Source organism: Streptomyces sp. NPDC000345, assembly GCF_042898825.1.
GTDB lineage: Bacteria > Actinomycetota > Actinomycetes > Streptomycetales > Streptomycetaceae > Streptomyces.
Map to the genome: position 1 here is coordinate 526,407 of NZ_JBIAZE010000002.1, position 22,538 is coordinate 548,944.

At 71.3% G+C, this 22,538-nt stretch carries 20 protein-coding genes; 8 read left to right on the forward strand and 12 right to left on the reverse strand.

What is annotated here, in order from left to right; all coding sequences use genetic code 11:
• Positions 1-17: 17 nt before the first annotated feature.
• Genes ACFY30_RS06765 through tkt form a run of 7 tightly spaced genes read right to left on the reverse strand, consistent with a single transcriptional unit; the run spans position 18 to position 8,877 of the window.
• Positions 18-611 (reverse strand): histidine phosphatase family protein, encoded by a 594-nt coding sequence (locus ACFY30_RS06765; protein WP_390844073.1) that lies wholly within the window; start codon positions 609-611, stop codon positions 18-20.
• Between the two features lie 7 nt (positions 612-618).
• On the reverse strand, positions 619-1,497 hold the full coding sequence (gnd, locus tag ACFY30_RS06770; RefSeq protein ID WP_390844201.1) for a phosphogluconate dehydrogenase (NAD(+)-dependent, decarboxylating): 879 nt from the start codon (positions 1,495-1,497) through the stop codon (positions 619-621).
• An 18-nt stretch (positions 1,498-1,515) separates the two neighbouring features.
• Positions 1,516-3,180, reverse strand: a complete 1,665-nt coding sequence (gene pgi / locus ACFY30_RS06775) for a glucose-6-phosphate isomerase (protein ID WP_390844074.1) — start codon at positions 3,178-3,180, stop codon at positions 1,516-1,518.
• Positions 3,173-4,108, reverse strand: coding sequence for a glucose-6-phosphate dehydrogenase assembly protein OpcA (gene opcA / locus ACFY30_RS06780; protein ID WP_390844075.1), 936 nt, complete (start codon positions 4,106-4,108; stop codon positions 3,173-3,175). Before opcA ends, pgi begins: the two co-directional genes overlap by 8 nt.
• The gene (gene zwf / locus ACFY30_RS06785) at positions 4,105-5,640 is read right to left on the reverse strand and encodes a glucose-6-phosphate dehydrogenase (RefSeq protein WP_390844076.1); all 1,536 of its coding nucleotides are present in this window, start codon (positions 5,638-5,640) and stop codon (positions 4,105-4,107) included. Before zwf ends, opcA begins: the two co-directional genes overlap by 4 nt.
• Positions 5,637-6,779, reverse strand: coding sequence for a transaldolase (tal, locus tag ACFY30_RS06790; protein WP_390844202.1), 1,143 nt, complete (start codon positions 6,777-6,779; stop codon positions 5,637-5,639). Before tal ends, zwf begins: the two co-directional genes overlap by 4 nt.
• A 22-nt stretch (positions 6,780-6,801) precedes the next feature.
• Complete coding sequence (tkt, locus tag ACFY30_RS06795) at positions 6,802-8,877, reverse strand: transketolase (protein WP_390844077.1); 2,076 nt, start codon at positions 8,875-8,877, stop codon at positions 6,802-6,804.
• A 146-nt stretch (positions 8,878-9,023) separates the two neighbouring features.
• Here tkt and ACFY30_RS06800 point away from each other — a divergent pair, with 146 nt between their 5' ends.
• From ACFY30_RS06800 to ACFY30_RS06810, 3 genes are all read left to right on the forward strand, one after another.
• Entirely contained in the window at positions 9,024-9,920 is an 897-nt protein-coding gene (locus ACFY30_RS06800; protein WP_390844078.1) for a helix-turn-helix domain-containing protein, read from the forward strand.
• A 269-nt stretch (positions 9,921-10,189) separates the two neighbouring features.
• Positions 10,190-10,960, forward strand: a complete 771-nt coding sequence (locus tag ACFY30_RS06805) for a 2-phosphosulfolactate phosphatase (RefSeq protein WP_390844079.1) — start codon at positions 10,190-10,192, stop codon at positions 10,958-10,960.
• Between the two features lie 62 nt (positions 10,961-11,022).
• A complete protein-coding gene (locus ACFY30_RS06810) occupies positions 11,023-11,703 on the forward strand; it encodes an SDR family NAD(P)-dependent oxidoreductase (RefSeq protein WP_390844080.1) in 681 nt (226 codons plus the stop codon).
• Positions 11,704-11,772: 69 nt separating this feature from the next.
• Here ACFY30_RS06810 and ACFY30_RS06815 read toward each other — a convergent pair whose 3' ends face one another.
• Together ACFY30_RS06815 and ACFY30_RS06820 are read right to left on the reverse strand one after the other, a co-directional pair.
• Complete coding sequence (locus ACFY30_RS06815; RefSeq protein ID WP_390844081.1) at positions 11,773-13,164, reverse strand: glycoside hydrolase family 16 protein; 1,392 nt, start codon at positions 13,162-13,164, stop codon at positions 11,773-11,775.
• Between the two features lie 158 nt (positions 13,165-13,322).
• The gene (locus ACFY30_RS06820) at positions 13,323-14,567 is read right to left on the reverse strand and encodes an Ig-like domain-containing protein (RefSeq protein ID WP_390844082.1); all 1,245 of its coding nucleotides are present in this window, start codon (positions 14,565-14,567) and stop codon (positions 13,323-13,325) included.
• Between the two features lie 237 nt (positions 14,568-14,804).
• On the opposite strand from ACFY30_RS06820, the gene ACFY30_RS06825 reads away from it, so the two are divergent.
• Entirely contained in the window at positions 14,805-15,209 is a 405-nt protein-coding gene (locus ACFY30_RS06825) for a VOC family protein (protein WP_390844083.1), read from the forward strand.
• A 249-nt stretch (positions 15,210-15,458) separates the two neighbouring features.
• On the opposite strand, the gene ACFY30_RS06830 is transcribed toward ACFY30_RS06825, so the two are convergent.
• Together ACFY30_RS06830 and ACFY30_RS06835 are read right to left on the reverse strand one after the other, a co-directional pair.
• Positions 15,459-16,253: an IclR family transcriptional regulator gene (locus ACFY30_RS06830; RefSeq protein WP_390844084.1), complete on the reverse strand. Its 795-nt coding sequence runs from the start codon at positions 16,251-16,253 to the stop codon at positions 15,459-15,461.
• Positions 16,254-16,257: 4 nt separating this feature from the next.
• The gene (locus ACFY30_RS06835; RefSeq protein ID WP_390844203.1) at positions 16,258-16,683 is read right to left on the reverse strand and encodes a MarR family winged helix-turn-helix transcriptional regulator; all 426 of its coding nucleotides are present in this window, start codon (positions 16,681-16,683) and stop codon (positions 16,258-16,260) included.
• A 263-nt stretch (positions 16,684-16,946) separates the two neighbouring features.
• Here ACFY30_RS06835 and ACFY30_RS06840 point away from each other — a divergent pair, with 263 nt between their 5' ends.
• The 4 genes from ACFY30_RS06840 to ACFY30_RS06855 are packed head-to-tail and all read left to right on the forward strand — an operon-like array spanning position 16,947 to position 20,752.
• Positions 16,947-17,864 (forward strand): SDR family oxidoreductase, encoded by a 918-nt coding sequence (locus tag ACFY30_RS06840; protein WP_390844085.1) that lies wholly within the window; start codon positions 16,947-16,949, stop codon positions 17,862-17,864.
• A gap of 2 nt (positions 17,865-17,866) precedes the next feature.
• Positions 17,867-18,751, forward strand: a complete 885-nt coding sequence (locus tag ACFY30_RS06845; RefSeq protein WP_390844086.1) for an amidohydrolase family protein — start codon at positions 17,867-17,869, stop codon at positions 18,749-18,751.
• 12 nt (positions 18,752-18,763) lie between these two features.
• Entirely contained in the window at positions 18,764-20,269 is a 1,506-nt protein-coding gene (locus tag ACFY30_RS06850) for a long-chain fatty acid--CoA ligase (protein ID WP_390844087.1), read from the forward strand.
• 27 nt (positions 20,270-20,296) lie between these two features.
• The gene (locus tag ACFY30_RS06855; protein WP_390844088.1) at positions 20,297-20,752 is read left to right on the forward strand and encodes a MaoC family dehydratase; all 456 of its coding nucleotides are present in this window, start codon (positions 20,297-20,299) and stop codon (positions 20,750-20,752) included.
• 97 nt (positions 20,753-20,849) lie between these two features.
• Here ACFY30_RS06855 and ACFY30_RS06860 read toward each other — a convergent pair whose 3' ends face one another.
• Positions 20,850-22,517 (reverse strand): histidinol-phosphatase, encoded by a 1,668-nt coding sequence (locus ACFY30_RS06860; protein ID WP_390844089.1) that lies wholly within the window; start codon positions 22,515-22,517, stop codon positions 20,850-20,852.
• Positions 22,518-22,538 lie beyond the last annotated feature (21 nt).

The window sequence follows — 22,538 nt, forward strand, 5'->3', positions numbered from 1 at the left end:
TGCGCGGTGTCAACCGGCTACGGCCTGACGTTCCACTCCGCGATCACGGGCCGCCCGTGCTCCGTGGACAGCCGGCTGTAGGTTCCCGTGGCCAGTTGGAACAACCGGCCTTCCGCGGGCGGGAGTCCGAGCCGGCGGGCCGCCAGGACCCGCAGGAAGTGGCCGTGCGCGACCAGGACGGCGTCCCCGCCCAGGTTCGCGAGCGCCGCGTCCACCCGGGACAGCACCCGGTCGGCGCGCAGTCCGATCTCCTCGGGCGACTCACCGGGGTGCCCCTCGGGGCCGGGCGGCACGCCGTCGGTCCACAGGTCCCAGGTGGGGCGGGTGCGGTGGATCGCGACGGTGGTCACGCCCTCGTACGCGCCGTAGTCCCACTCGCGCAGGTCGGACTCGGCGAGGGCCCCTCTGATGCCGGCGAGTTCGGCGGTGCGCACCGCGCGGCGCAGCGGGCTGGTCAGGGCGAGGCAGAAGGGCCGGCCGGAGAAGAAGGGAGCGAGCGACTTCGCCTGCGTCTCACCCGGTCCGGTGAGAGGCAGGTCGGTGAAGCTGGTGTGCTGCCCCGACCTGCTCCACTCGGTCTCGCCGTGCCGGACCAGGAGAACGTCCCCCACGGCCCGCCTACTTCGCCGACTCGACGGCGTGGCCGCCGAACTGGTTGCGCAGCGCCGCGATCATCTTCATCTGCGGCGAGTCGTCCTGACGGGACGTGAACCGCGCGAAGAGGGAGGCGGTGATGGCGGGCAGCGGTACGGCGTTGTCGATGGCGGCCTCGACCGTCCACCGTCCCTCGCCCGAGTCCTGCGCCCAGCCGCGCAGCTTGTCGAGGTGCTCGTCCTCGTCGAGGGCGTTCACGGCCAGGTCGAGCAGCCAGGACCGGATGACCGTGCCCTCCTGCCAGGAGCGGAAGACCTCGCGCACGTCCGTGACGGAGTCGACCTTCTCCAGCAGCTCCCAGCCCTCGGCGTAGGCCTGCATCATGGCGTACTCGATGCCGTTGTGGACCATCTTCGAGAAGTGCCCGGCACCCACCCTGCCCGCGTGGACATAGCCGTACGGACCCTCCGGCTTGAGCGCCTCGAAGACCGGCCGGAGGCGGTCCACGTGCTTTTTCTCGCCGCCGACCATCAGGGCGTAGCCGTTCTCCAGGCCCCACACGCCGCCGGAGACACCGGCGTCGACGAAGCCGATGCCCTTGGCGCCGAGTTCGGCGGCGTGCTTCTCGTCGTCCGTCCAGCGGGAGTTGCCGCCGTCGACGACGGTGTCGCCGGCCTCCAGCAGATCGCCGAGTTCGTCGATGACGGACTGGGTGGCGGCTCCGGCCGGGACCATCACCCAGACCGTGCGCGGCGCCTGGAGCTGCCCGACGAGTTCGGTGAGGTTCCCGACGTCGGAGAGGTCGGGGTTGCGGTCGTAGCCGATGACGGTGTGGCCGGCGCGGCGGATGCGCTCGCGCATGTTGCCGCCCATCTTGCCGAGACCGATCAGGCCCAGCTGCATCGCTGTCATGTCAGTTCACTACTTCCTGAGTTCACGGTAGGCGGCCACGAGGGCGGTGGTGGAGGGGTCGAGACCGGGGACGGACTCCGCCGCGGCGGCGGCCGACGAGAACGTCCCGGTCAGGGCGGGTTCGACGCGCTTGGCGAGGACCTTGCCCAGCTCCACGCCCCACTGGTCGAAGGAGTCGATGTCCCAGACCGCGCCCTGCACGAACACCTTGTGCTCGTAGAGCGCGATGAGCTGGCCGAGGACCGAGGGGGTCAGCTCGCGGGCCAGGATCGTGGTGGTGGGGTGGTTGCCCTCGAAGGTGCGGTGCGCCACCTGGTCCTCGGGCACACCCTCCGCGCGCACCTCGTCGGCCGTCTTCCCGAAAGCGAGCGCCTGACCCTGCGCGAACAGGTTGGCCATCAACAGGTCGTGCTGCGCCTTGAGCCGGTCGCTCAGCTCGCCGACGGGGCGGGCGAAGCCGATCAGGTCGGCCGGGATCAGCTTCGTGCCCTGGTGGATCAACTGGTAGTACGCGTGCTGGCCGTTGGTGCCGGGCGTGCCCCACACCACGGGACCGGTCTGCCACTCCACCGGCCGGCCCGCCCGGTCCACCGACTTGCCGTTGGACTCCATGTCGAGCTGCTGGAGGTAGGCGGTGAACTTCGACAGGTAGTGGCTGTACGGCAGGACCGCGTGCGACTGGGCGTCCAGGAAGTTGCCGTACCAGATGCCCAGCAGGCCCAGGATCAGCGGGGCGTTGGCCTCGGCGGGGGCGGTGCGGAAGTGCTCGTCGACGAGGTGGAAGCCGTCGAGCATCTCACGGAAGCGGTCCGCTCCGACGGCGATCATCAGGGAGAGGCCGATCGCCGAGTCGAAGGAGTAGCGGCCGCCGACCCAGTCCCAGAACTCGAACATGTTGGCCGTGTCGATGCCGAAGCCGGCCACCTTCTCGGCGTTCGTGGACAGGGCGACGAAGTGCCGCGCGACCGCCTTCTCCTCGCCGCCCAGACCCTCCAGGAGCCAGGAGCGGGCCGAGGTGGCGTTGCTGATCGTCTCGATGGTGGTGAAGGTCTTGGAGGCGACGACGAACAGCGTCTCCGCCGGGTCCAGGTCCCGTACCGCCTCGTGGAGATCGGCGCCGTCGACGTTGGAGACGAACCGGAACGTCAGCGAGCGGTCCGTGTACGCGCGCAGCGCCTCGTACGCCATCGCCGGGCCCAGGTCGGAGCCGCCGATGCCGATGTTGACGACGTTCCTGATCCGCCTGCCGGTGTGCCCGGTCCACTCGCCGGAGCGGACCCGCTCGGCGAAGTCGCTCATCCGCGCGAGCACGGCGTGCACGGCGGGCACGACGTTCTCGCCGTCGACCTCGACGACCGCGTCCGCCGGGGCGCGCAGCGCGGTGTGCAGGACGGCGCGCCGCTCGGTGACGTTGATCTTCTCGCCGCGGAACATGGCGTCCCGCAGCCCGAACACGTCGGCAGCGGTGGCCAGTTCGGTCAGCAGGGCCAGGGTCTCGTCGGTGACCAGGTTCTTGGAGTAGTCGACGCGCAGGTCACCGACCCGCACCACGTACCGCTCCGCGCGCCCGGGGTCCGCCGCGAACAGCTCCCGCAGATGCGCGTGCCACCCGGCGCGGTGGTCCTCCAGCGCGGTCCACTCGGGCCGCCGGGTGAGCCGAGGTGCGTCAGACATGGGAAGGGGTCTCCTTGGTCGCCTCGCCCCGCAGGGCGACGGCGTACATCTCGTCCGCGTCGAGGCGCCTGAGCTCCTCGGCGATGAGTTCGGAGGTGGTGCGGACCTTCAGCGCGAGGGTGCGCGAGGGCTGGTCCGGCAGGGTGAGCGTGGCGAGGGGCCCCTCAGGACGGTCGATGACGATCTCACCGCTCGCGGTGCCCAGGCGCACGGCCGTGACGACCGGGCCCGCGGTGACCACACGGTCGATACGGACGTTCAGCCGCGCCTCCAGCCAGCGCGCCAGCAGCTCGGCGGCCGGGTTGTCGGCCTCGGCCTCCACCGCCCCCGACACGATCGGCACCCGGGCCTGGTCCAGGGCCGCCGCCAGCATCGAACGCCACGGTGTCAGCCGGGTCCAGGCCAGGTCCGTGTCACCGGGGGCGTAGGAGCGCTCCCGGGTCTCCAGCGTCCGCAGCGGGTTCTCCACCGCGTAGAGGTCGGTGATCCGGCGCTGCGCGAGCGCGCCCAGCGGGTCCTTGGACGGGTTCTCCGGCGCGTCCACCGGCCACCACACGACGACCGGCGCGTCCGGCAGCAGCAGCGGCAGGACGACGGAGTCGGCGTGGTCGGACACCTCGCCGTAGGTCCGCAGGATGACCGTCTCGCCGGTGCCGGCCTCGGAGCCGACGCGCACCTCGGCGTCCAGCCGCGAGTGGGTGCGCTCACGGGGGGTGCGGGCGTGCCGCTTGATGACGACCAGGGTGCGCGAGGGGTGCTCGTGCGAGGCCTCCTCGGCCGCCTTGATCGAGTCGTAGGCGTTCTCCTCGTCCGTGACGATGACCATCGTCAGGACCATGCCCACCGCGGGTGTGCCGATGGCGCGGCGACCCTGCACCAGCGCCTTGTTGATCTTGCTTGCCGTGGTGTCGGTCAGGTCGATCTTCATGGCCTGCGCCAGCTCCGTCCGTCTCGTGCGAGCATCTCGTCGGCTTCCTTCGGACCCCAGCTGCCCGAGGGGTACTGCGCGGGCCTGCCGTGTGTCGCCCAGTACCCCTCGATCGGGTCGAGGATCTTCCAGGACTCTTCCACTTCCTGGTGGCGCGGGAAAAGGTTGGCGTCGCCGAGCAGCACGTCCAGGATGAGACGCTCGTACGCCTCGGGGCTGGACTCGGTGAAGGACTCGCCGTAGGCGAAGTCCATCGTGACGTCCCGGATCTCCATCGAGGTGCCGGGCACCTTCGAGCCGAACCGGACCGTGATGCCCTCGTCCGGCTGGACGCGGATGACGATCGCGTTCTGCCCGAGCTCCTCGGTGGCGCTGGAGTCGAAGGGGGAGTGGGGCGCCCGCTGGAACACCACCGCGATCTCGGTGACCCGCCGGCCGAGCCGCTTGCCGGTGCGCAGGTAGAAGGGGACGCCCGCCCAGCGCCGGTTGTCGACGTTCAGCTTCACCGCGGCGAACGTGTCCGTGGTGGACGCCGGGTCGATGCCGTCCTCCTCCAGGTAGCCGCGCACCTTGGCACCGCCCTGCCAGGCACCCGCGTACTGCGCCCGCACCGTGTGCCTGCCCAGGTCCTCCGGCAGCTTCACCGCCTTCAGCACCTTGAGCTTCTCGGTGAGCAGCGACGCCGCGTCGAAGGCGGCGGGCTCCTCCATGGCCGTCAGCGCCATCAGCTGCAGCAGATGGTTCTGGATGACGTCACGGGCCGAGCCGATGCCGTCGTAGTAGCCGGCCCGGCCGCCGATGCCGATGTCCTCGGCCATGGTGATCTGCACATGGTCCACGAAGGACCGGTTCCAGATCGGCTCGAACATCGTGTTGGCGAACCGCAGCGCCAGGATGTTCTGGACGGTCTCCTTGCCCAGGTAGTGGTCGATGCGGAAGACCTGGTCCGGCTCGAACACGTCGTGCACGACCGCGTTCAGCTCCTGCGCGCTCGCCAGGTCGTGTCCGAACGGCTTCTCGATGACCGCCCGCCGCCAGGAACCCTTGGGCGCCTTCGCCAGCCCGTGCTTCTTCAGCTGCTCGACGACCTTCGGGAAGAACTTCGGCGGCACGGAGAGGTAGAAGGCGAAGTTGCCGCCGGTGCCGCGGGAGCTGTCCAGCTCGTCGACGGCTGCCTTGAGCTGCTTGAACGCCGTGTCGTCGTCGAAGTCGCCGGGGATGAACCGCATCCCCTCGGCGAGCTGCTGCCAGACCTCCTCACGGAACGGGGTGCGCGCGTGCTCGCGCACCGCGTCGTGGACGACCTGCGCGAAGTCCTGGTCCTCCCAGTCCCGGCGGGCGAAGCCGACGAGCGAGAAGCCCGGCGGCAGCAGCCCGCGGTTGGCGAGGTCGTAGACGGCCGGCATCAGCTTCTTGCGGGACAGGTCGCCCGTCACACCGAAGATGACGAGTCCGGACGGCCCGGCGATCCGGGGCAGACGCCGGTCGCGGGGATCCCGGAGGGGGTTGTCCCACACAGGGGTGGTGCTCATTCCGCGTCAGCTCCCTTGCTCAGCAGCGACTTCGTGACCGTGTTCAGCAAGTCCTCCCACGCCGTCTCGAACTTGGCGACACCCTCGTCCTCCAACCGGGTGACCACCTCGTCGTACGAGATGCCGAGTGCCGCTACGGCGGCCAGGTCGGCGCGGGCCTGTGCGTAGCCGCCGGTCACCGTGTCGCCGGTGACGGCACCGTGGTCGGCGGTGGCGTTCAAGGTGGCCTCGGGCATGGTGTTGACGGTGCCCGGCGCCACCAGATCGTCCACGTACAGCGTGTCCTTGTATGCGGGATCCTTCACACCGGTGGACGCCCACAGCGGACGCTGCTCGTTCGCCTTCGCCCCGGCCAGCGCGGTCCAGCGGTCACCGGCGAAGACCTCCTCGTACGCCTCGTAGGCCAGCCGCGCGTTGGCCAGCGCGGCCCGGCCCTTCAGCGCCAGGGCCTCGTCCGTGCCGAGCACCGTGAGCCGCTTGTCGATCTCGGCGTCGACGCGGGAGACGAAGAAGGAGGCCACGGAGTGGATCAGCGAGAGGTCGAGGCCCCTGGCGCGGGCCTTCTCCAGGCCGGCCAGGTAGGCGTCCATGACCTCGCGGTAGCGCTCCAGCGAGAAGATCAGCGTGACGTTGACGCTGATGCCCAGGCCGATGACCTCGGTGATCGCCGGGAGACCGGCCTTGGTCGCCGGGATCTTGATCATGACGTTGGGGCGGTCGACGAGCCAGGCGAGCTGCTTGGCCTCGGCGACGGTGGCCGCCGTGTCGTGGGCGAGGCGGGGGTCGACCTCGATGGACACCCGGCCGTCGCGGCCGCCCGATGCGGTGAACACGGAATGCAGGACATCGGCTGCGGCCCGCACGTCGGCGGTCGTCATCATCCGGACGGCCTCGTCGACCGTCACGCCGCGCACCGCCAGATCGGCGAGCTGGTCCTCGTAGCCCTCGCCGGAGCCGATGGCGGCCTGGAAGATGGACGGGTTCGTGGTGACGCCCACGACGTGCTTCGTGGCGACGAGTTCGGCGAGGTTGCCGGACTGGATCCGCTTGCGCGACAGGTCGTCCAGCCAGATGGAGACGCCCTCGTCGGACAGGCGCTGCAGGGCTCCCGCGGAGGCGGTTGCTTCGGTCACTGTGATCGTCTTCTTTCTGGCGTTCGGATCAACCGCGCGCGGCGGCAAGGGATTCCCGGGCCGCGGCGGCGACGTTGTCGGGGGTGAAGCCGTACGCGGTGAACAGGGTGTCCGCGTCGGCGGAGGCGCCGAAGTGCTCGAGGGAGACGACGCGACCCGCGTCCCCCACGAACCGGTACCAGGTCAGACCGATGCCGGCCTCGACCGCGACCCGCGCCTTCACCGCCGGCGGCAGGACGCTGTCGCGGTAGGCGCGCTGCTGCTCCTCGAACCACTCCACGGACGGCATCGACACCACCCGCGTCCCGATCCCCTCGGCCTCCAGGAGTTCCCGCGCGCCGAGGGCGAGCCGCACCTCGGAGCCCGTGGCGACGAGGATCACGTCCGGAACCTCGGACGAGGAGTCCTGGAGGACGTAACCGCCCTTGGCCGCATCGGGGTTGGGTGCGTACGTCGGCACGCCCTGGCGGGTGAGGACCAGACCGTGCGGGCCGGGGCGGGTGGCGTGCCGCTCGAGGATCTCGGCCCAGGCGATCGCGGTCTCGTTGGCGTCGGCCGGGCGGACCACGTTCAGGCCCGGGACGGCCCGCAGCGACGCGAGGTGCTCGACGGGCTGGTGGGTGGGGCCGTCCTCGCCGAGACCGATGGAGTCGTGCGTCCACACGTAGGTGACCGGCAGCTGCATCAGCGCCGACATGCGCACCGCGTTGCGCATGTAGTCGGAGAACACCAGGAACGTGCCGCCGTAGACACGGGTGTTGCCGTGCAGGGCGATGCCGTTCATCTCCGCGGCCATCGAGAACTCGCGGATGCCGAAGTGCACGGTACGGCCGTACGGGTCGGCCTCGGGCAGCGGGTTGCCCTCGGGGAGGAAGGAGGAGGCCCCTTCGATGGTGGTGTTGTTGGAGCCGGCCAGGTCGGCGGAGCCGCCCCACAGCTCGGGGACGACCGCGCCCAGCGCCTGGAGCACCTTGCCGGAGGCGGCGCGGGTGGCGACGGACCTGCCGGGCTCGAACACCGGCAGCGCGTCCTCCCAGCCCCGCGGGAGCTGACCGGCGACGACCCGGTCGAACAGCTCCGCCCGCTCCGGGTGGGCGCCTCGCCATGCGTCGAGCTGCTTGTCCCAGCCGGCGTGGGCCTCGGCGCCCCGGTCCAGGGCGGCGCGGGTGTGGGCGAGGACGTCGGCGTCGACCTGGAAGGAGCGCTCGGGGTCGAAGCCGAGCACCCGCTTGGTGGCGGCGACCTCCTTCGCGCCGAGTGCGGAGCCGTGCGAGGCCTCGGTGTTCCGCGCGTTCGGGGCGGGCCAGGCGATGATCGTGCGCAGCGCGACGATCGACGGGCGGCCGGTCTCGGCCCGCGCCGCCTTCAGGGCCGCGTACAGGGCGGGCACGTCGACGTCGCCGTTCCCGGCGGGCTCGACGCGCTGCACGTGCCAGCCGTACGCCTCGTACCGCTTCAGCACGTCCTCGGAGAACGCGGTCGCGGTGTCGCCCTCGATGGAGATGTGGTTGTCGTCGTAGAGGAAGACCAGGTTGCCGAGCCTTTGGTGGCCGGCCAGCGAGGAGGCCTCGGCCGAGACGCCCTCCTGCAGGTCGCCGTCGGAGACGATCGCCCAGATCGTGTGGTCGAACGGGGACTCGCCCCGCGGGGCGTCCGGATCGAACAGGCCGCGCTCGTACCGGGCGGCCATCGCCATGCCGACGGCGTTGGCGACACCCTGGCCGAGCGGCCCGGTGGTCGTCTCGACGCCGGCGGTGTGCCCGTACTCGGGGTGCCCGGGCGTCTTCGAACCGTGGGTCCGGAAAGCCTTCAGGTCCTCCAGGTCCAGCTCGTAGCCGGAGAGGAAGAGCTGGGTGTAGAGGGTCAGCGAGGTGTGGCCCGGGGAGAGGACGAAGCGGTCACGGCCGGTCCACTCCGGGTCGGCCGGATCATGACGCATCAGCTTCTGAAAGATCGTGTACGCCACCGGGGCCAGGCTCATCGCGGTGCCGGGGTGGCCGTTGCCCACCCGCTCTACGGCATCCGCCGCCAGGAGGCGTGCGGTGTCGACGGCACGCCGGTCGAGTTCGGTCCACTCGAAGCTGCTCGGTATCTGCGTGCTCATCTTCAAGAAGTCCTCGATGGGAGGGGGAGACGCGCTCTGACGCGTTCAAAAGTAAAAGTCTGACTTTTACGGGGGAAGGTCTGTCTGTGTCAGCCTGTGGTGAAAGTGGGACACGGACGGCGGCAGCGGAACGGCGCGAGAACGACATGGCGGACAGAAACCCCCGATACGAGACCGTCGGCGACGGCATCAGAACCTTCCCCTTCCCGGTCGAGCGGAGCGTCGGCGGCGTCGGCATGCAGGTCGGCCCCATGGGCCCCGGCCGCACCTGGAGCGCCGAGGGCGCGCCGTTGGACCGCGTCCACCGCATCGACTTCCACGTGGTGATGCTGTTCGACGACGGCCCCGTCCACCACATGATCGACTTCGCGGAGTACGAGGCGACGGCCGGCGACCTGCTGTGGATCCGCCCGGGGCAGGTCCACCGCTTCTCGAAGTCGAGCGAGTACCGCGGAACCGTTCTCACCATGCAACCCGGCTTCCTGCCCCGCGCCACGGTCGAGGCCACCGGCCTGTACCGCTACGACCTGCCGCCCCTGCTGCGCCCCGACCCGGCCCGGCTCGCGGGACTGCGCGCGGCCCTGACCTGTCTGCGCCAGGAGTACGAGGACCACGCGACCCTCCCGCTGAGTCTGCACACGGCGGTGCTGCGGCACTCCCTGTCCGCGTTCCTGCTGCGGCTCGCGCACCTCGCGGCGAGTTCGGCGGAGGCCGGGCGGCGCACCGAGTCGACGTTCACCCTCTTCCGGGACGCCGTGGAGCGGGACTTCGCGACCAACCACAGCGTCAGCGCCTACGCCGACGCCCTCGGTTACTCCCGCCGCACCCTGGTACGGGCGGTCCGCGCCGCCACCGGCGAGACGCCCAAGGGCTTCATCGACAAACGGGTGGTCCTGGAGGCGAAGCGGCTGCTGGCCCACACGGACCTGCCGATCGGGCGCGTCGGCGCGGCGGTGGGCTTTCCCGATCCGGCGAACTTCTCGAAGTTCTTCCAGCTGCACACGGGGCAGACGCCGGTGGGGTTCCGGGCGGAGTTGCGGTGAGGGGAGGGTCGGCGGTCGCGGTCGCTGTCGCGGTCGCGGTCGCGGTCGCGGTCGGGGTCGGGGTCGGCGGTGGACTGGGTGCTGGTCGCCGGTCGCCGGTCGCCGGTCGCCCGTCGCCGATCCCCGGTCGCCGGTCGCCCGTCGCCGATCCCCGGTCGCCGGTCGCCCGTCGCCGGTCGCCGGGCGTCGGTCGGCGGGCGACTGTAGACAGTTGACGGCCGACCGGCGGGGTTGAGGCTCGCGGGGGTTTGCGTCGAGACTCGCCTCTCATGACTGACTGGTTCCTGCAGCAGGGGCACGGGGTGCGGTTCGAGTGGGGTCCCGTCGGCGCCCGGCGGCTCGCCGCGGAGGTCGCGTGCCTCGTCGTGGTCGACGTTCTCTCCTTCACCACCTCGGTGACCGTCGCCGCGGAGCGCGGAACCCGGGTCTTCCCCTACGCCTGGCGCGACGGGACGGCACGCGCGTTCGCCTGCGAGAGAAAGGCCGAACTCGCGGTGGGGCGGAGGGAGATGACACCGGACGCGCCCTGGTCGCTCTCGCCCGCCGCCCTCCGCACCGCCCCTCTCACCCCCCGGCTGGTCCTGCCGTCGCCCAATGGCTCGGCCATAGCCGCCGCGGCCGGCGACGCGACCGTGTTCGCGGGCTGTCTGCGCAACGCGACGGCCGTGGGACGCCTGCTCGCCGCCCAGGGGTACGGAACCGAGCACCGCCCCGTCGGTGTCGTCGCGGCCGGCGAGCGCTGGCCGGACGGCAGCCTGAGACCCGCGCTGGAGGACCTGCTGGGGGCCGGCGCGATCATCGCCGAGCTGCGCGGGCAGGGGGCCGGCCCCCTGTCGTCCGAGGCAGCCGCCGCACGGGCCGCCTTCACCGGGACCCCGGACGTGGCGGACACCGTGGCCCGCTGCTCCTCGGGACTCGAACTGGTCCGGGGAGGTTTCCCCGACGACGTCGCGGTCGCGACCGAGCTGGACGTCTGCTCCGCCGTGCCCGTGCTCACGGACGGCGCCTTCACGGCCGTGTCCGACACGGGATCGGGCTGATCGGGTCTCCCCTCTGGAAAGGTTGGGCCCGGCACGAGTCGGGGCGGCGAAGGGGAGCGGCGGTGATCGCACTGGTGACGGGGGCGAACCGGGGAATCGGACACGAGGTCTCGCGCCAGTTCCTCGGCCTGGGCTGGACGGTCCTGGTCACCGCCCGGTCCGAGCGGGCCGCCGCCGAGGCCGCGGCCCGGCTCGGCGCCGGTGCGCATCCGCTGCGGCTGGACGTGACCAGCGCGGTGGACGCGGAGGCGGCGGCCGGGGTCCTGCGGGAGCGGTTCGGCGGGCTCGACGTCCTGGTGAACAACGCGGCGATCGCCTACGACACCTGGCAGCGGGCCGCCGACGCCGACCTGGACGTCGTACGCGAGGCCATGGAGACCAATCTGTACGGGCCGTGGCGGCTCGTCCAGGCCGTGCTGCCGCTGCTGCGGGCGAGCGGTCGGCCGCGTGTCGTGAACGTCTCCAGCGAGGGCGGCTCGCTGGCCGGGATGACCGGCGGGACGCCCGCCTACTCGGTGTCCAAGGCCGCGCTCAACGCGCTCACCCGGATGCTCGCGGGCGAACTGGGCGCCGACGGCGTGCTGGTCAACTCGGTCTGTCCGGGCTGGGTCGCCACCGACATGGGCGGCCCGGGCGGCCGGCCCGTCGCCGAGGGCGCCGCCGGGATCGTGTGGGCCGCGACGCTGCCCGACGACGGCCCTACAGGCGGCTTCTTCCGCGACGGGCACGCGCTGCCCTGGTGACGCTTCGTCAGTTCAATGCCGGGGCACGGCCCTTGTGAGGGCCGGACCCCGGCACCGGCCCGGCCCCGGTCAGTGACCGAACGTGAACCAGTTGACGTTGACGAAGTCCGCCGGCTGCCCGCTGGTGAAGGTGAGATACACGTCGTGTGTCCCGGTGACGGAGCTGATGTTCGCCGGAACCGTCTTCCATGTCTGCCAGCCGCCCGTGTTGGCCACCGCGAAACTGCCGACGGGCGTGCTCGTACGGCTGTCCAGGCGCACCTCGACCAGACCGCTGACCCCGGAGGCCGCACCGCTGGCGACCCGTGCGCTGAACTGGGCCGCGGCCGTCGAACCGAAGGTGACGCCCTTGTACAGCGCCCAGTCGCCGTTGGCGAGGTAGCCGATGTCCTGGCCGCCGCCGGTGTCGGTCGTGGTCTCGGTCGCGACGCCGGACTGGCTGTCGTACGACTCGGCCTGGATCGTGGAGTAGGCGTCACGGCTGCCGGACGGCGGGGTCGTGGTACCGCTCCCACCGCCCGCGGCCTGGAGCACCTGCACATAGTCGACGACCATCGGGTGGCCCGGCTCGGTGGCGCTGTCGAGGCCGCCGCCGAACGCGTCGGGGAACGCCCCGCCCATCGCCACGTTCAGGATGACGAAGTAGCCGTGGTTGGTGGCGTTGGCCCAGGTGGTCGCGTCGACCTGACCGGCCGTCACGGTGTGGTAGGTGACGCCGTCGACGGAGAAGCGGATCGCCTCGGGGCTGACCGAGCGGTCCCACTCCATGGCGTAGGTGTGGAAGCCGGACTGGCAGGTGGTGTTGGGGCAGGCGACGGAGTTGCCGATGCCGGTGGTCTCGTTGCACGGGCCGCCCGGGTTGGTGCCGCAGTGCATGGTGGCCCAGACCTTGTTCAGGCCCTGGACGTTCTCCATGATGTCCAGTTCGCCGACGCCCGGCCAGTTCTGGTAGTTGCCCCGGTACGGGGCGCCCAGCGTCCAGAACGCCGGCCAGTAGCCCTCGGCGGCGGTGCCGGTGACGTTCGGCATCTGCAGCCGGGCCTCCACCCGCAGCTTGCCGCCGGACGGGGGCTGGAAGTCGGTGCGGACGGTCTCGATGCGGCCCGAGGTCCAGTTGCCGGCGGCGTCGCGCAGCGGGGTGATGCGCAGATTGCCGTTGCCGTCGAGCGAGACGTTGCTGGTGCTGCTGGTCATCGTCTCGACCTCGCCGGTGCCCCAGTTGGCGGGGCCTCCGGGATACGAAGTACCGGTGCTGTACTGCCAGTTGGCGGTGTTGACGCCGGTTCCGGCGGCGCCGTTGAAGTCGTCGAGGAACACCTGCGTCCAGCCCGAGGGGGGCGTGGGCGCGGAGGCGTTCGCGGGCAGGGTGACGGCCGTCGCCGCGGCGGCCGCCAGGCCGAGGGTGCCGAGGACGGCGACGAGAGCGCGTCGCCGTCTCGACATGCCGGAGGGTGCACGCATGGGGGACCTCTCGGGTACGGAAGGGTGGGGTGCGGGTGACTGTGAGAGCGCTCTCAAAGTGGGCCCAATGTGCTCTCCGTGCCGAGAGTCGTCAAGACTTAAAGCGAGGAAAGTCCTTTCGCCGCAAGGAAGTTCATGGCGTGAACCGCGCAAACGGGCTAAACCGCGCTGCCGGCCTTCCAGTCCGCCCATGACATGTTCCAGCCGTTGAGGCCGTTGGCCGGGTCGACGGTCCGCTCGCCCGAGTTCTTCACGACCACCACGTCGCCGAGCATGGAGCTCTCGTAGAACCTGTAGCCGGCGACCGAGCTGTCGTTCGCGCCCTTGGTGTCGTGCAGGCCGATGCAGCCGTGGCTGGTGTTCTGGCTGCCGAACACGGACGTCGAGGCCCAGTAGTTGCCGTGGACGAAGGTGCCGGAGGTGGTCAGGCGCTGGGCGTGCGGCACGTCGGAGATGTCGTACTCGTCGCCGAGCCCGACCGTGGAGGACTCCATCCGGGTCTCCTTGAACCGCTCGCTGATCACCATGATCCCGGCCCAGGTGGTGTGCTCGGAGTCGCCGCCGGACACGGGATAGGTGGCGTACGTCGCGCCGTCCCGCTTCACCACCATCTGCTTGGCGGACAGGTCGACGGTGCTGATCTGCTCACGGCCGATGTGGAAGGTGACGTCCTTGGACTGCATACCGTAGACACCATCCTGTCCTTCGACGTCCTTCAACCGCAGACCGAGGGTGATCTTCGTGCCGGCCGCCCAGTACGTCTCCGGCCGGAAGTCCAGCCGGGTGTCGCTGAACCAGTGGCCCACGACCTCCACCGCCGGCTCGGCGGTCACCGTGATCGCCTTCTGCACGGCGGCCTTGTCCGACACGGCGTGCGTGAAGTTGATCGACACGGGCATGCCGACGCCGGAGGTCGAGTGCGCCTCGGGGGTGAAGTAGCCGACGAAGGTCTCCCCGGGCGACCTGGTCGTGAACGTGGCCGTCCGGGCGTCGGCCCCCTCCGCCCGCGCGGTGACCGTGTACCTGGTGCCCGAGTACGGGTTCCTCGACGACGTCCACGTGGTCCTCGCGTCGTTCAGGGCACCCTCCAGCGCGGAGCCGTCGTTGCCCGTCACCTTCACCGACGCGAGGGTGCCGTCGGTCACCGTCACCACGACGGGACTGCTGAACGGCGCCTTCTTCGTGCCGTCGGCGGGGGTGACCGAGATCACCGGCCGCCTGGCGGCCTCCGAGGCCTTCGTGGAGGCGGCCGCCTGGGTGCCCGAGCCCTCCGAGGCGTCCGCCGACCCGGGGCTGCACCCGGTCAGCGCGACCGCCGGGGCGGCCCCCAGCGCGGCCAGGATCCCGCGCCGGGACCACCCCCGCTCCTGCTCGGACCGGTTCGACATGTGCGAGACGCCCACGGCACGCCTTCCTGGGTTGTCCACCTTTGCGCGTGCATCCTGCGCCCCTCACATTGGTTGATCCTTTGAATATCCATGCCGCAACCTGAGATTTCCGTGAGGAGGAGCTGGGGCGGGGGAGCCGGCGAGGGAAACAAAGGAGGCGGGCGCGTAGTTGATCACCAGCGGCAAGAGGCGCAGGCAACGTCCGAGCCAGGAACCGGAACCATCGCACCCGCGACCCCCGAGGAGCCCCGCATGTCCGACGCGTCCGACGCCCCCGCCGTCCGTGAACTCCGTCTGGTGGTGACCGCCGACGACTACGAGGAGGCCCTGCGCTTCTACCGGGACGTTCTGGGCCTGCCGGAGCAGGCCGCGTTCTCCTCGCCCGGCGGACACGTCACCATCCTCGACGCGGGCCGCGCCACCCTGGAGCTGACCGACCCCGACCACGCCGCGTTCATAGACGACGTCGAGGTCGGACGCCGGGTGGCCGGACACGTCCGGGTCGCCTTCCGGGTCGACGACTCCACCGCCCGGCTCGCCGCCGCCGGGGCGGAGGTGGTCGCGCAGCCGACCCGCACCCCGTGGAACTCCCTGAACTCCCGGCTGCGGGCGCCGGGCGCCCTGCAGCTGACCCTCTTCGAGGAGCTCGGCGACTAGGGGGGTGTTCCGCAAGTCCCGCGCAGCACCCGCGGCGCCCGGCACGCTCCCCCGCTCTCGGCTTCGCCCGAGCGGGAGGTACCCCCACCGCCGCACCGGCCGAAAGCCCACGTACGCCCAGTACGTGGGCTTTCCTCCGGCCTGCCGACAGCACGCGCCGGACACCCCGGGCACCGCACAGGACTGTCGAAACACCACCCCCTGGCAGACCGCGCGGCGTCACGCGCCGGCGCCCCTGGAGCCGGGTGCTCAGTCCCGCGGTCCGTCCGGCTGCCACCCGAGCGCCCGGGAGATCCCGCGCGCCGCGACCCGTACGGCAGGCGCCAGGACCGGCACCTGTGCGTCGGCGTGCGGGACGACCACGGACACGGCGGCGACCACCGCCCCGCCCGGTCCGCGCACCGGCGCCGCCACCGACAGGGCGTCGTCGGTCACCTGGCGGCTGCTCACCGCCACACCCGCCCGCCGTACTTCGGCCAGCACCCGGCGCAAGCGCGCCGGATCGGTGATGGTGTGGTCCGTGAGGGACGCCAACGGCCCCGCGCAGTACACCTCTTGGAACTCGGAGCCGCCGTGGGCCAGCAGGACGAGTCCGACCCCGGTGACGTGCAACGGCCAGCGGGCGCCCACCCGGATGTGCACGCCGACCGCCGAACGGCCCGAGATCCACTCGGTGTAGACGACCTCCGACCCGTCCCGCACCGCCAACTGCACGTTTTCGTGCGTGGCTTCGTACAGGTCCTCCAGGTACGGCAGGGCCACCTGGCGCAGCGCCAGGCCGCGCGGCGCGAGCGCGGCGACCTCCCACAGCCGCAGCCCCACGTGGTAGAGGCCGGACGCGTCCCGCTCCAGCGCGCCCCACTCGGTCAGCGCGCCCACGAGCCGGTGCGCGGTGGTGAGGGTCAGCCCGGCCCGCCGGCTGATGTCGGTCAGCGACAGCGCCGGATGGGCGTGGTCGAACGCGGCGAGCACCGCGAGCAGCCGGTCGGGTGCGGAACGGGAGGTCGGGGCAGGACGGTCCCGGTCCCCTTCGGTCGTCCCCATGGCATCAGGCGAGCCCGTCCCCGGCGATCCGCAGCAGCAGCGTGTGCAGCGTCTCGCGTTCGGCGGGGCCGAGCGGGCCGAGCAGGTCGTTCGTCACGCGCAGCCCCGCCTCGTCGGTGCCGCGCAGGAAGGCGCGGCCGTCCCCGGTGAGGACGACGATCCGGCTGCGCCGGTCGTCCGGGGCGGGCCGGCGCTCGGCGAAGCCCAGTTTCTCCAGATCGTCGACGAGGCCGACGATCGCGCTCGGGTCGTACCCCAGCCGGGTGCTCAGCTCGCGCTGGAGCGCGCCCTCGGAGGTGGCGAGGAAGCGCAGCACCGCGTAGTGGCGCAGGCGCAGCCCCGACTCCTGGAGGAACGTGTTGAACAACTGACCCGAGCGCAGCCCCAGCCGGTAGAGCAGATAGCCCGTGTCCGCGTGCAGTCCGCGCATCCACGGCTCGTCCCCGTCGATCGGGGTGGCGGCGTTCACTGCGTTGTCCTGGCGGGCGATGGCGGGCTCCCTGGTCTCGGCCCCCTCCCGGGGGCGGTGCGTCCTGCAGATTCCAGCATGACTCACCCACAGGTGGACAACAACTATTGACGACAACAATTATTGCTCTTAGCTTCGATCTCGCAGCCGCACTCGCTGCGCCCCGGTGGGCGCAGCTCCCTGTGACCTCTCGTGGTCATGGTTCTTCCTGAAGGGACTCGCTCGTGACCAGCATCGATCTGACCGGCAAGGTCGCCGTCGTCACCGGCAGCGGCCGGGGCCTCGGTCTCGCCTACGCGCACGCCCTGGCCGCCCACGGTGCGTCCGTGGTCGTCAACGACGTGGACGAGGAGGTCGCCGAGCAGGCCGTGAAGTCCCTCGCCGACGCCGGTGGCACCGCTGTCGCCGAGGTGGTCCCGGTCGGTACGGCCGAGGCGGCCGAGCGGCTGGTGGGCCGGGCCGTGGAGGAGTTCGGACGGCTCGACATCCTCGTCACCAACGCGGGCATCCTGCGCGACAAGGTGCTGTGGAAGATGACCGACGACGACTTCGACGCGGTGATCACCACCCACCTCAAGGGCACCTTCACCTGCGCCCGCGCCGCCGCCGTCCGGATGCGCGAGCAGGGCGAGGGCGGCACGCTGATCCTGGTGGGCTCCCCGGCGGGCCAGCGCGGCAACTTCGGCCAGACGAACTACGCCGCCGCCAAGGCCGGCATCGCCGCGTTCGCCCGCACCTGGTCGATGGAGCTGGGCCGCGCGAACATCACCGTCAACGCGATCGTGCCGGTCGCCGCCACCGCCATGACCGAGACGATCCCCGCCTTCGCGCCGTACATCGAGGCCATGAGGAACGGCGAGCCGCTGCCGGACTTCCTGCGCAAGGGCGAGGGCTTCGGCACTCCCGAGGACTGCGCCGCGCTCGTGCCCTTCCTCGCCTCCGAGGCCGCCCGGGGCATCACCGGGCAGGCCATCGGCATCGGCGGCGACAAGGTGGCACTCTGGTCGCATCCGCAGGAGATCAGGGCGGCGTACGCCGACGGCGGCTGGACCCCCGCGAGCCTGGCCGACGCCTTCCCCACCTCGGTCGGTGCCGAGCTGCAGACCGTCGGCATCCCGGCGCCCACCTTCCCGGAGGCCTGACCATGGCGACCCCCGATGTCGCAGAACTCGTCGCGATCGACGTCCACACCCACGCGGAGGTGTCCTCCAAGGGACACTCCTCGCTCGACGACGACCTGCACGACGCGTCCTCGGCCTACTTCAAGGTGGAGGGCAAGCGGAAGCCGACCCTGGAGGAGACGGCCGCCTACTACCGCGAGCGGAAGATGGCCGCCGTGATCTTCACGGTGGACGCGGAGTCCGCGACCGGCACGGCCCCCGTCCCCAACGAGGAGGTCGCCGAGGCCGCCGCCGCCAACGCGGACGTCCTCATCCCCTTCGCCTCCATCGACCCCTTCCGGGGGAGGGCGGGCGTGCGGCAGGCCCGCCGCCTGGTCGAGGAGTACGGGGTGAAGGGCTTCAAGTTCCACCCCAGCATCCAGGGCTTCTTCCCCAACGACCGCTCGGTGGCCTACGGCCTCTACGAGGTCATCGAGGAGACCGGCACCATCGCCCTCTTCCACACGGGCCAGACGGGCATCGGCGCGGGCGTGCCGGGCGGCGGCGGGATCCGCCTGAAGTACAGCAACCCGCTGCACGTGGACGACGTGGCCGCCGACTTCCCGCACCTCAAGATCATCCTGGCGCATCCGTCCTTCCCCTGGCAGGACGAGGCGCTGGCCGTCGCCACGCACAAGCCGGGCGTGCACATCGACCTGTCCGGCTGGTCGCCGAAGTACTTCCCGCCGCAGCTCGTCCAGTACGCCAACACGCTGCTGAAGGACAAGGTGCTCTTCGGCTCCGACTTCCCCGTCCTCACGCCCGACCGCTGGCTCGCCGACTTCGACAAGCTGACGATCAAGGACGAGGTGAAGCCGAAGATCCTCAAAGAGAACGCCGCCCGTCTGCTCGGGCTGACCACACCGTAAGGGGCGTCAGAGATGCGCAACGAGGGACTGGGGTCGTGGCCCGCACGCCGGGCCCGCAAGACCCCGCACCGCACCGCCCTGGTCCACGGTGATCGGTCGACGGACTACCGCACACTGTATGCACGCGTGACGCGCCTGGCCCACGCCCTGCGCGCCCGCGGTGTCCGCCGCGGCGACCGCATCGCCTACCTCGGCCCGAACCACCCCTCCTACCTGGAGACCCTGTTCGCGGCCGGCACGCTCGGCGCGGTCTTCGTTCCGCTCAACACCCGCCTCGCGGGCCCCGAGATCGCCTACCAGCTCGCCGACTCCGGCGCCAAGGCCCTCGTCTACGGCCCCGCGCACGCGGGCCTGGTCGCGGGACTGCCGGGCAGCACGGACGTACGGACGTACGTCGAGGCCGGCGCCGAGTACGAGAACGCGCTCGCGTCGGCCGCCGACGAGCCGATCGACGAGCCCGTCGGCGCCGACGACACCTGCATCATCATGTACACCTCGGGCACGACGGGCCGTCCCAAGGGCGCCATGCTCACGCACGGCAACCTCACCTGGAACGCGATCAACGTCATCGTCGACACCGACCTGATCGCCGACGAGCGCGCCCTGGTCTCCGCGCCGCTGTTCCACACCGCGGGCCTGAACATGCTGACGCTCCCGGTGTTCCTCAAGGGCGGCACCTGTGTCCTGGTCGAGGCCTTCGACCCGGAGGCCACCCTCGACCTGGTCGAACGGCACCGGATCACCTTCATGTTCGGGGTGCCGACGATGTTCGACCAGGTGGCCAGGCATCCGCGCTGGGCGGACGCGGACCTCTCGTCGCTGCGCATCCTGACCTGCGGCGGCTCCCCGGTCCCCACCCCGCTGATCGCCGCCTACCAGGAACGCGGCCTCACCTTCCTGCAGGGCTACGGCATGACCGAGGCGTCACCCGGCACGCTGTTCCTGGACGCCGAGCACGCGATCAGCAAGGCGGGCTCGGCCGGAGTCCCGCACTTCTTCAGCGACGTGCGCGTCCTGCGCCCCGACCTCACCCCGGTCGACACCGGCGAGACCGGCGAGGTCCTCGTCCGCGGTCCGCACGTCATGCCCGGCTACTGGGGGCTGCCCGAGGAGACCTCCGCATCCTTCGCCGACGGCTGGTTCCGCAGCGGGGACGCGGCGAAGGTCGACGAGGACGGTTACGTGTACATCGTCGACCGCATCAAGGACATGATCATCTCCGGTGGCGAGAACATCTACCCCGCCGAGATCGAGGACCTCCTCCTCGGCCATCCCGACATCGTCGAGGCCGCCGTCATCGGCGTCCGGGACGACAAGTGGGGCGAGGTGCCGCGCGCGGTGGTCGTACCCCGCGAGGGCGCCACCCTCGATCCCGACGAGGTGCTGGCCTCCCTGGCCGGACGGCTCGCGAAATACAAGATCCCCAAGTCGGTGGTGGTCGCGGACGGACTTCCCCGCACCGCCTCGGGCAAGCTCCTGAAAGCCCGGGTGCGCTCCCGGTTCGGCACCGACTCCTGAGTACGACTCCCACGTGAGGAACGGCATATGAGCATCACCGTCAACGGCCTCGACGAGCTGAAGAAGCTGGCCGGCAGCGACCTGGGCACCAGCGAGTGGATCGAGGTCACCCAGGAGCGCGTCAACACGTTCGCCGACGCGACCGGCGACCACCAGTGGATCCATGTGGACCCGGAGAAGGCCGCGCAGGGCCCCTTCGGCGCCCCCATCGCCCACGGTTACCTGACGCTCTCCCTGTTCATCCCCCTCTTCACCGAACTCCTGGACGTCCAGGGCGTCACCACGAAGGTCAACTACGGCCTGAACAAGGTGCGTTTCCCCTCGCCGGTGAAGGTCGGCTCGCGCATCCGCCTGGTCGGCAGGCTGACCGAGGTCGAGGACGTGCCGGGCGGGGTGCAGATCACCGTCGACGGGGCGATAGAGATCGAGGGCGCCGCCAAGCCGGCGGCGGTGCTGCAGAGCCTGTCGCGCTTCTACGCCTGAGGCTCTCCGCCGTTGGCGCGGTGAAGTTCCTGTTGAGGGGAACCGCGGGACCGCCGTGGCCGGTCGCGCGGTTCCCCGCGCCCCTTTCGGGGCGTCCTCAGCGGACGACGTCGACGAAGACCGGGTTCGAGTAGAACCACGTGTCCGCCCACGGATCGCCGTCGCCCGGCTCGTGGGGGACCGGGCCGTGCGGGTCGACCGACGCGCCGAGGTATCCGGTGCCGTTGCGGTTGCCGTCGCTGCCGCGCAGGCGGACGTAGAAGGACTCGTCGCCCACGGTGAGCGGGACGCGCAAGGTGTACGTCCCCGCACGGCCGCTCACGTCCGTCGTGCGGACGACCCGGGTGTCGGGGGCCTTCCAGGTGTCGCGGTCGGAGACGGGGCCGCGCACCGCGCCGCGGATCACGTCGACGTGCGCCAACCGGGGCAGGATTCCCCGTGGGTTGGGCCGGGAGGCGGTGGTCACCGTCACGTACAGCGTGATCCTTTCGCCCTCGCGGACCCGCAGCCGTCCGCCGAGGGTGACGCCCCGGCCGGCGTCGCGGTCCCGCTTCACCCGAACGTCGAGTCCGTCCAGCAGATGCCCGTGGTCGAGCCAGACGCGGCCCGCGCGCAGGCCCGCCATCACGGCGCGGTAGCCGTAGCGGGTGACGCCGACGTGGGTGCGGCTGAACTCGCCGGGCCAGAAGTCGCTGCCCGGCTGCGGAGTGTCCGTGTTCACCGGGTCCGGCAGCCTGCCGGTGTCGTCGAAGGTCTGCCCGGCCGGCCAGTCGCCGTTCTTCCAGGTGTCGAAGACGGTCCGGTGGTTGTCGGAGTTGGTGGTGATCGTGAACAGCCGGCCCTCCGCCAGCATCGAGTCCCACAGGCCGCCGACGGTCGCGGTCGCCCAGTCGAAGCCGCCGAACGTGAGGTAGGCGTCCGCCGGGTAGCCCGACCAGGACTGCGCCGTCGGCTTGTTCTCGTACTCGCCGCGGACGGACGTGGGGCCGCGCAGGCCGGGGATCGCCGCGCCCTGGGCACCGGGCGCGCCCTCCATGCCGATCACGATCTCGGGCGCCGCGTCGCGCCAGGCGCGCATCTCGTGCGGGGAGTCGATGCCGAGGCGCAGCGGATGGTTCGCGAGAACGAGGACGTCGTCGACAAAGCCCGAACGGCGCTGCTCGGCCAGCCACTTGACGGCCTTGACGGCATGGGCCTCGTTGCGGGCCGTGTCGGCCGCGCCGGCGGATCCCTCGGTGTATCCGAGCAGCTTGCCGTCGTAGGCGAGCTCGAACTGTGTGAGCAGGTCGACCTCGTGGGGGCCGGGCGCGGCGAACACCGTGCAGTGCTCCGCCGCCGGGATGTACCACTCCAGGCCCTGGAAGATCAGCCGGCGGGGGTTCTCCGCACGGGCCTTCAGGATCTCCTGGTGCTCCAGCGCGGCGCCGTGGTGGGCGTGTCCGAAGTTGGAGTGCTCGTTGAACACCATCCAGTCCAGGCCGAACCGGGCGGCGGCCCGGGCCTGCTGGGAGAACGTGTACTTGGCGTCGTGGCTGTAGACGGAGTGCACGTGGTGGTCGCCCACGAGGTAGGCGAGGCGGGGGTCCTCACCGCCCGTGCCGCGGCCCGGAGCGGCGAGCGCGGGCGTCGCGCCGGAACCGAGGGCGAACGCGGCGCCGAACATTCCCGCACGGCACAGAAGCCGGCGACGGGACACGCCCTGGGCGTCGAGGTGCGCGGGGGAGACGGACGGGTCGGCCCACTCGGGAAGCTGCTGCTCGGTCATGGTCGTGTACAGGTCCTCTGC

Coding starts and splice junctions, on each gene's coding strand:
- gnd (WP_390844201.1), bottom strand. CDS start 1,497: ATGCAGCTGGGCCTGATCGGTCTCGGCAAGATGGGCGGCAACATGCGC.
- pgi (WP_390844074.1), bottom strand. CDS start 3,180: ATGTCTGACGCACCTCGGCTCACCCGGCGGCCCGAGTGGACCGCGCTG.
- opcA (WP_390844075.1), bottom strand. CDS start 4,108: ATGAAGATCGACCTGACCGACACCACGGCAAGCAAGATCAACAAGGCG.
- zwf (WP_390844076.1), bottom strand. CDS start 5,640: ATGAGCACCACCCCTGTGTGGGACAACCCCCTCCGGGATCCCCGCGAC.
- tkt (WP_390844077.1), bottom strand. CDS start 8,877: ATGAGCACGCAGATACCGAGCAGCTTCGAGTGGACCGAACTCGACCGG.
- ACFY30_RS06800 (WP_390844078.1), top strand. CDS start 9,024: ATGGCGGACAGAAACCCCCGATACGAGACCGTCGGCGACGGCATCAGA.
- ACFY30_RS06805 (WP_390844079.1), top strand. CDS start 10,190: ATGACTGACTGGTTCCTGCAGCAGGGGCACGGGGTGCGGTTCGAGTGG.
- ACFY30_RS06815 (WP_390844081.1), bottom strand. CDS start 13,164: ATGCGTGCACCCTCCGGCATGTCGAGACGGCGACGCGCTCTCGTCGCC.
- ACFY30_RS06825 (WP_390844083.1), top strand. CDS start 14,805: ATGTCCGACGCGTCCGACGCCCCCGCCGTCCGTGAACTCCGTCTGGTG.
- ACFY30_RS06830 (WP_390844084.1), bottom strand. CDS start 16,253: ATGGGGACGACCGAAGGGGACCGGGACCGTCCTGCCCCGACCTCCCGT.
- ACFY30_RS06835 (WP_390844203.1), bottom strand. CDS start 16,683: ATGCGCGGACTGCACGCGGACACGGGCTATCTGCTCTACCGGCTGGGG.
- ACFY30_RS06845 (WP_390844086.1), top strand. CDS start 17,867: ATGGCGACCCCCGATGTCGCAGAACTCGTCGCGATCGACGTCCACACC.
- ACFY30_RS06850 (WP_390844087.1), top strand. CDS start 18,764: ATGCGCAACGAGGGACTGGGGTCGTGGCCCGCACGCCGGGCCCGCAAG.
- ACFY30_RS06855 (WP_390844088.1), top strand. CDS start 20,297: ATGAGCATCACCGTCAACGGCCTCGACGAGCTGAAGAAGCTGGCCGGC.
- ACFY30_RS06860 (WP_390844089.1), bottom strand. CDS start 22,517: ATGACCGAGCAGCAGCTTCCCGAGTGGGCCGACCCGTCCGTCTCCCCC.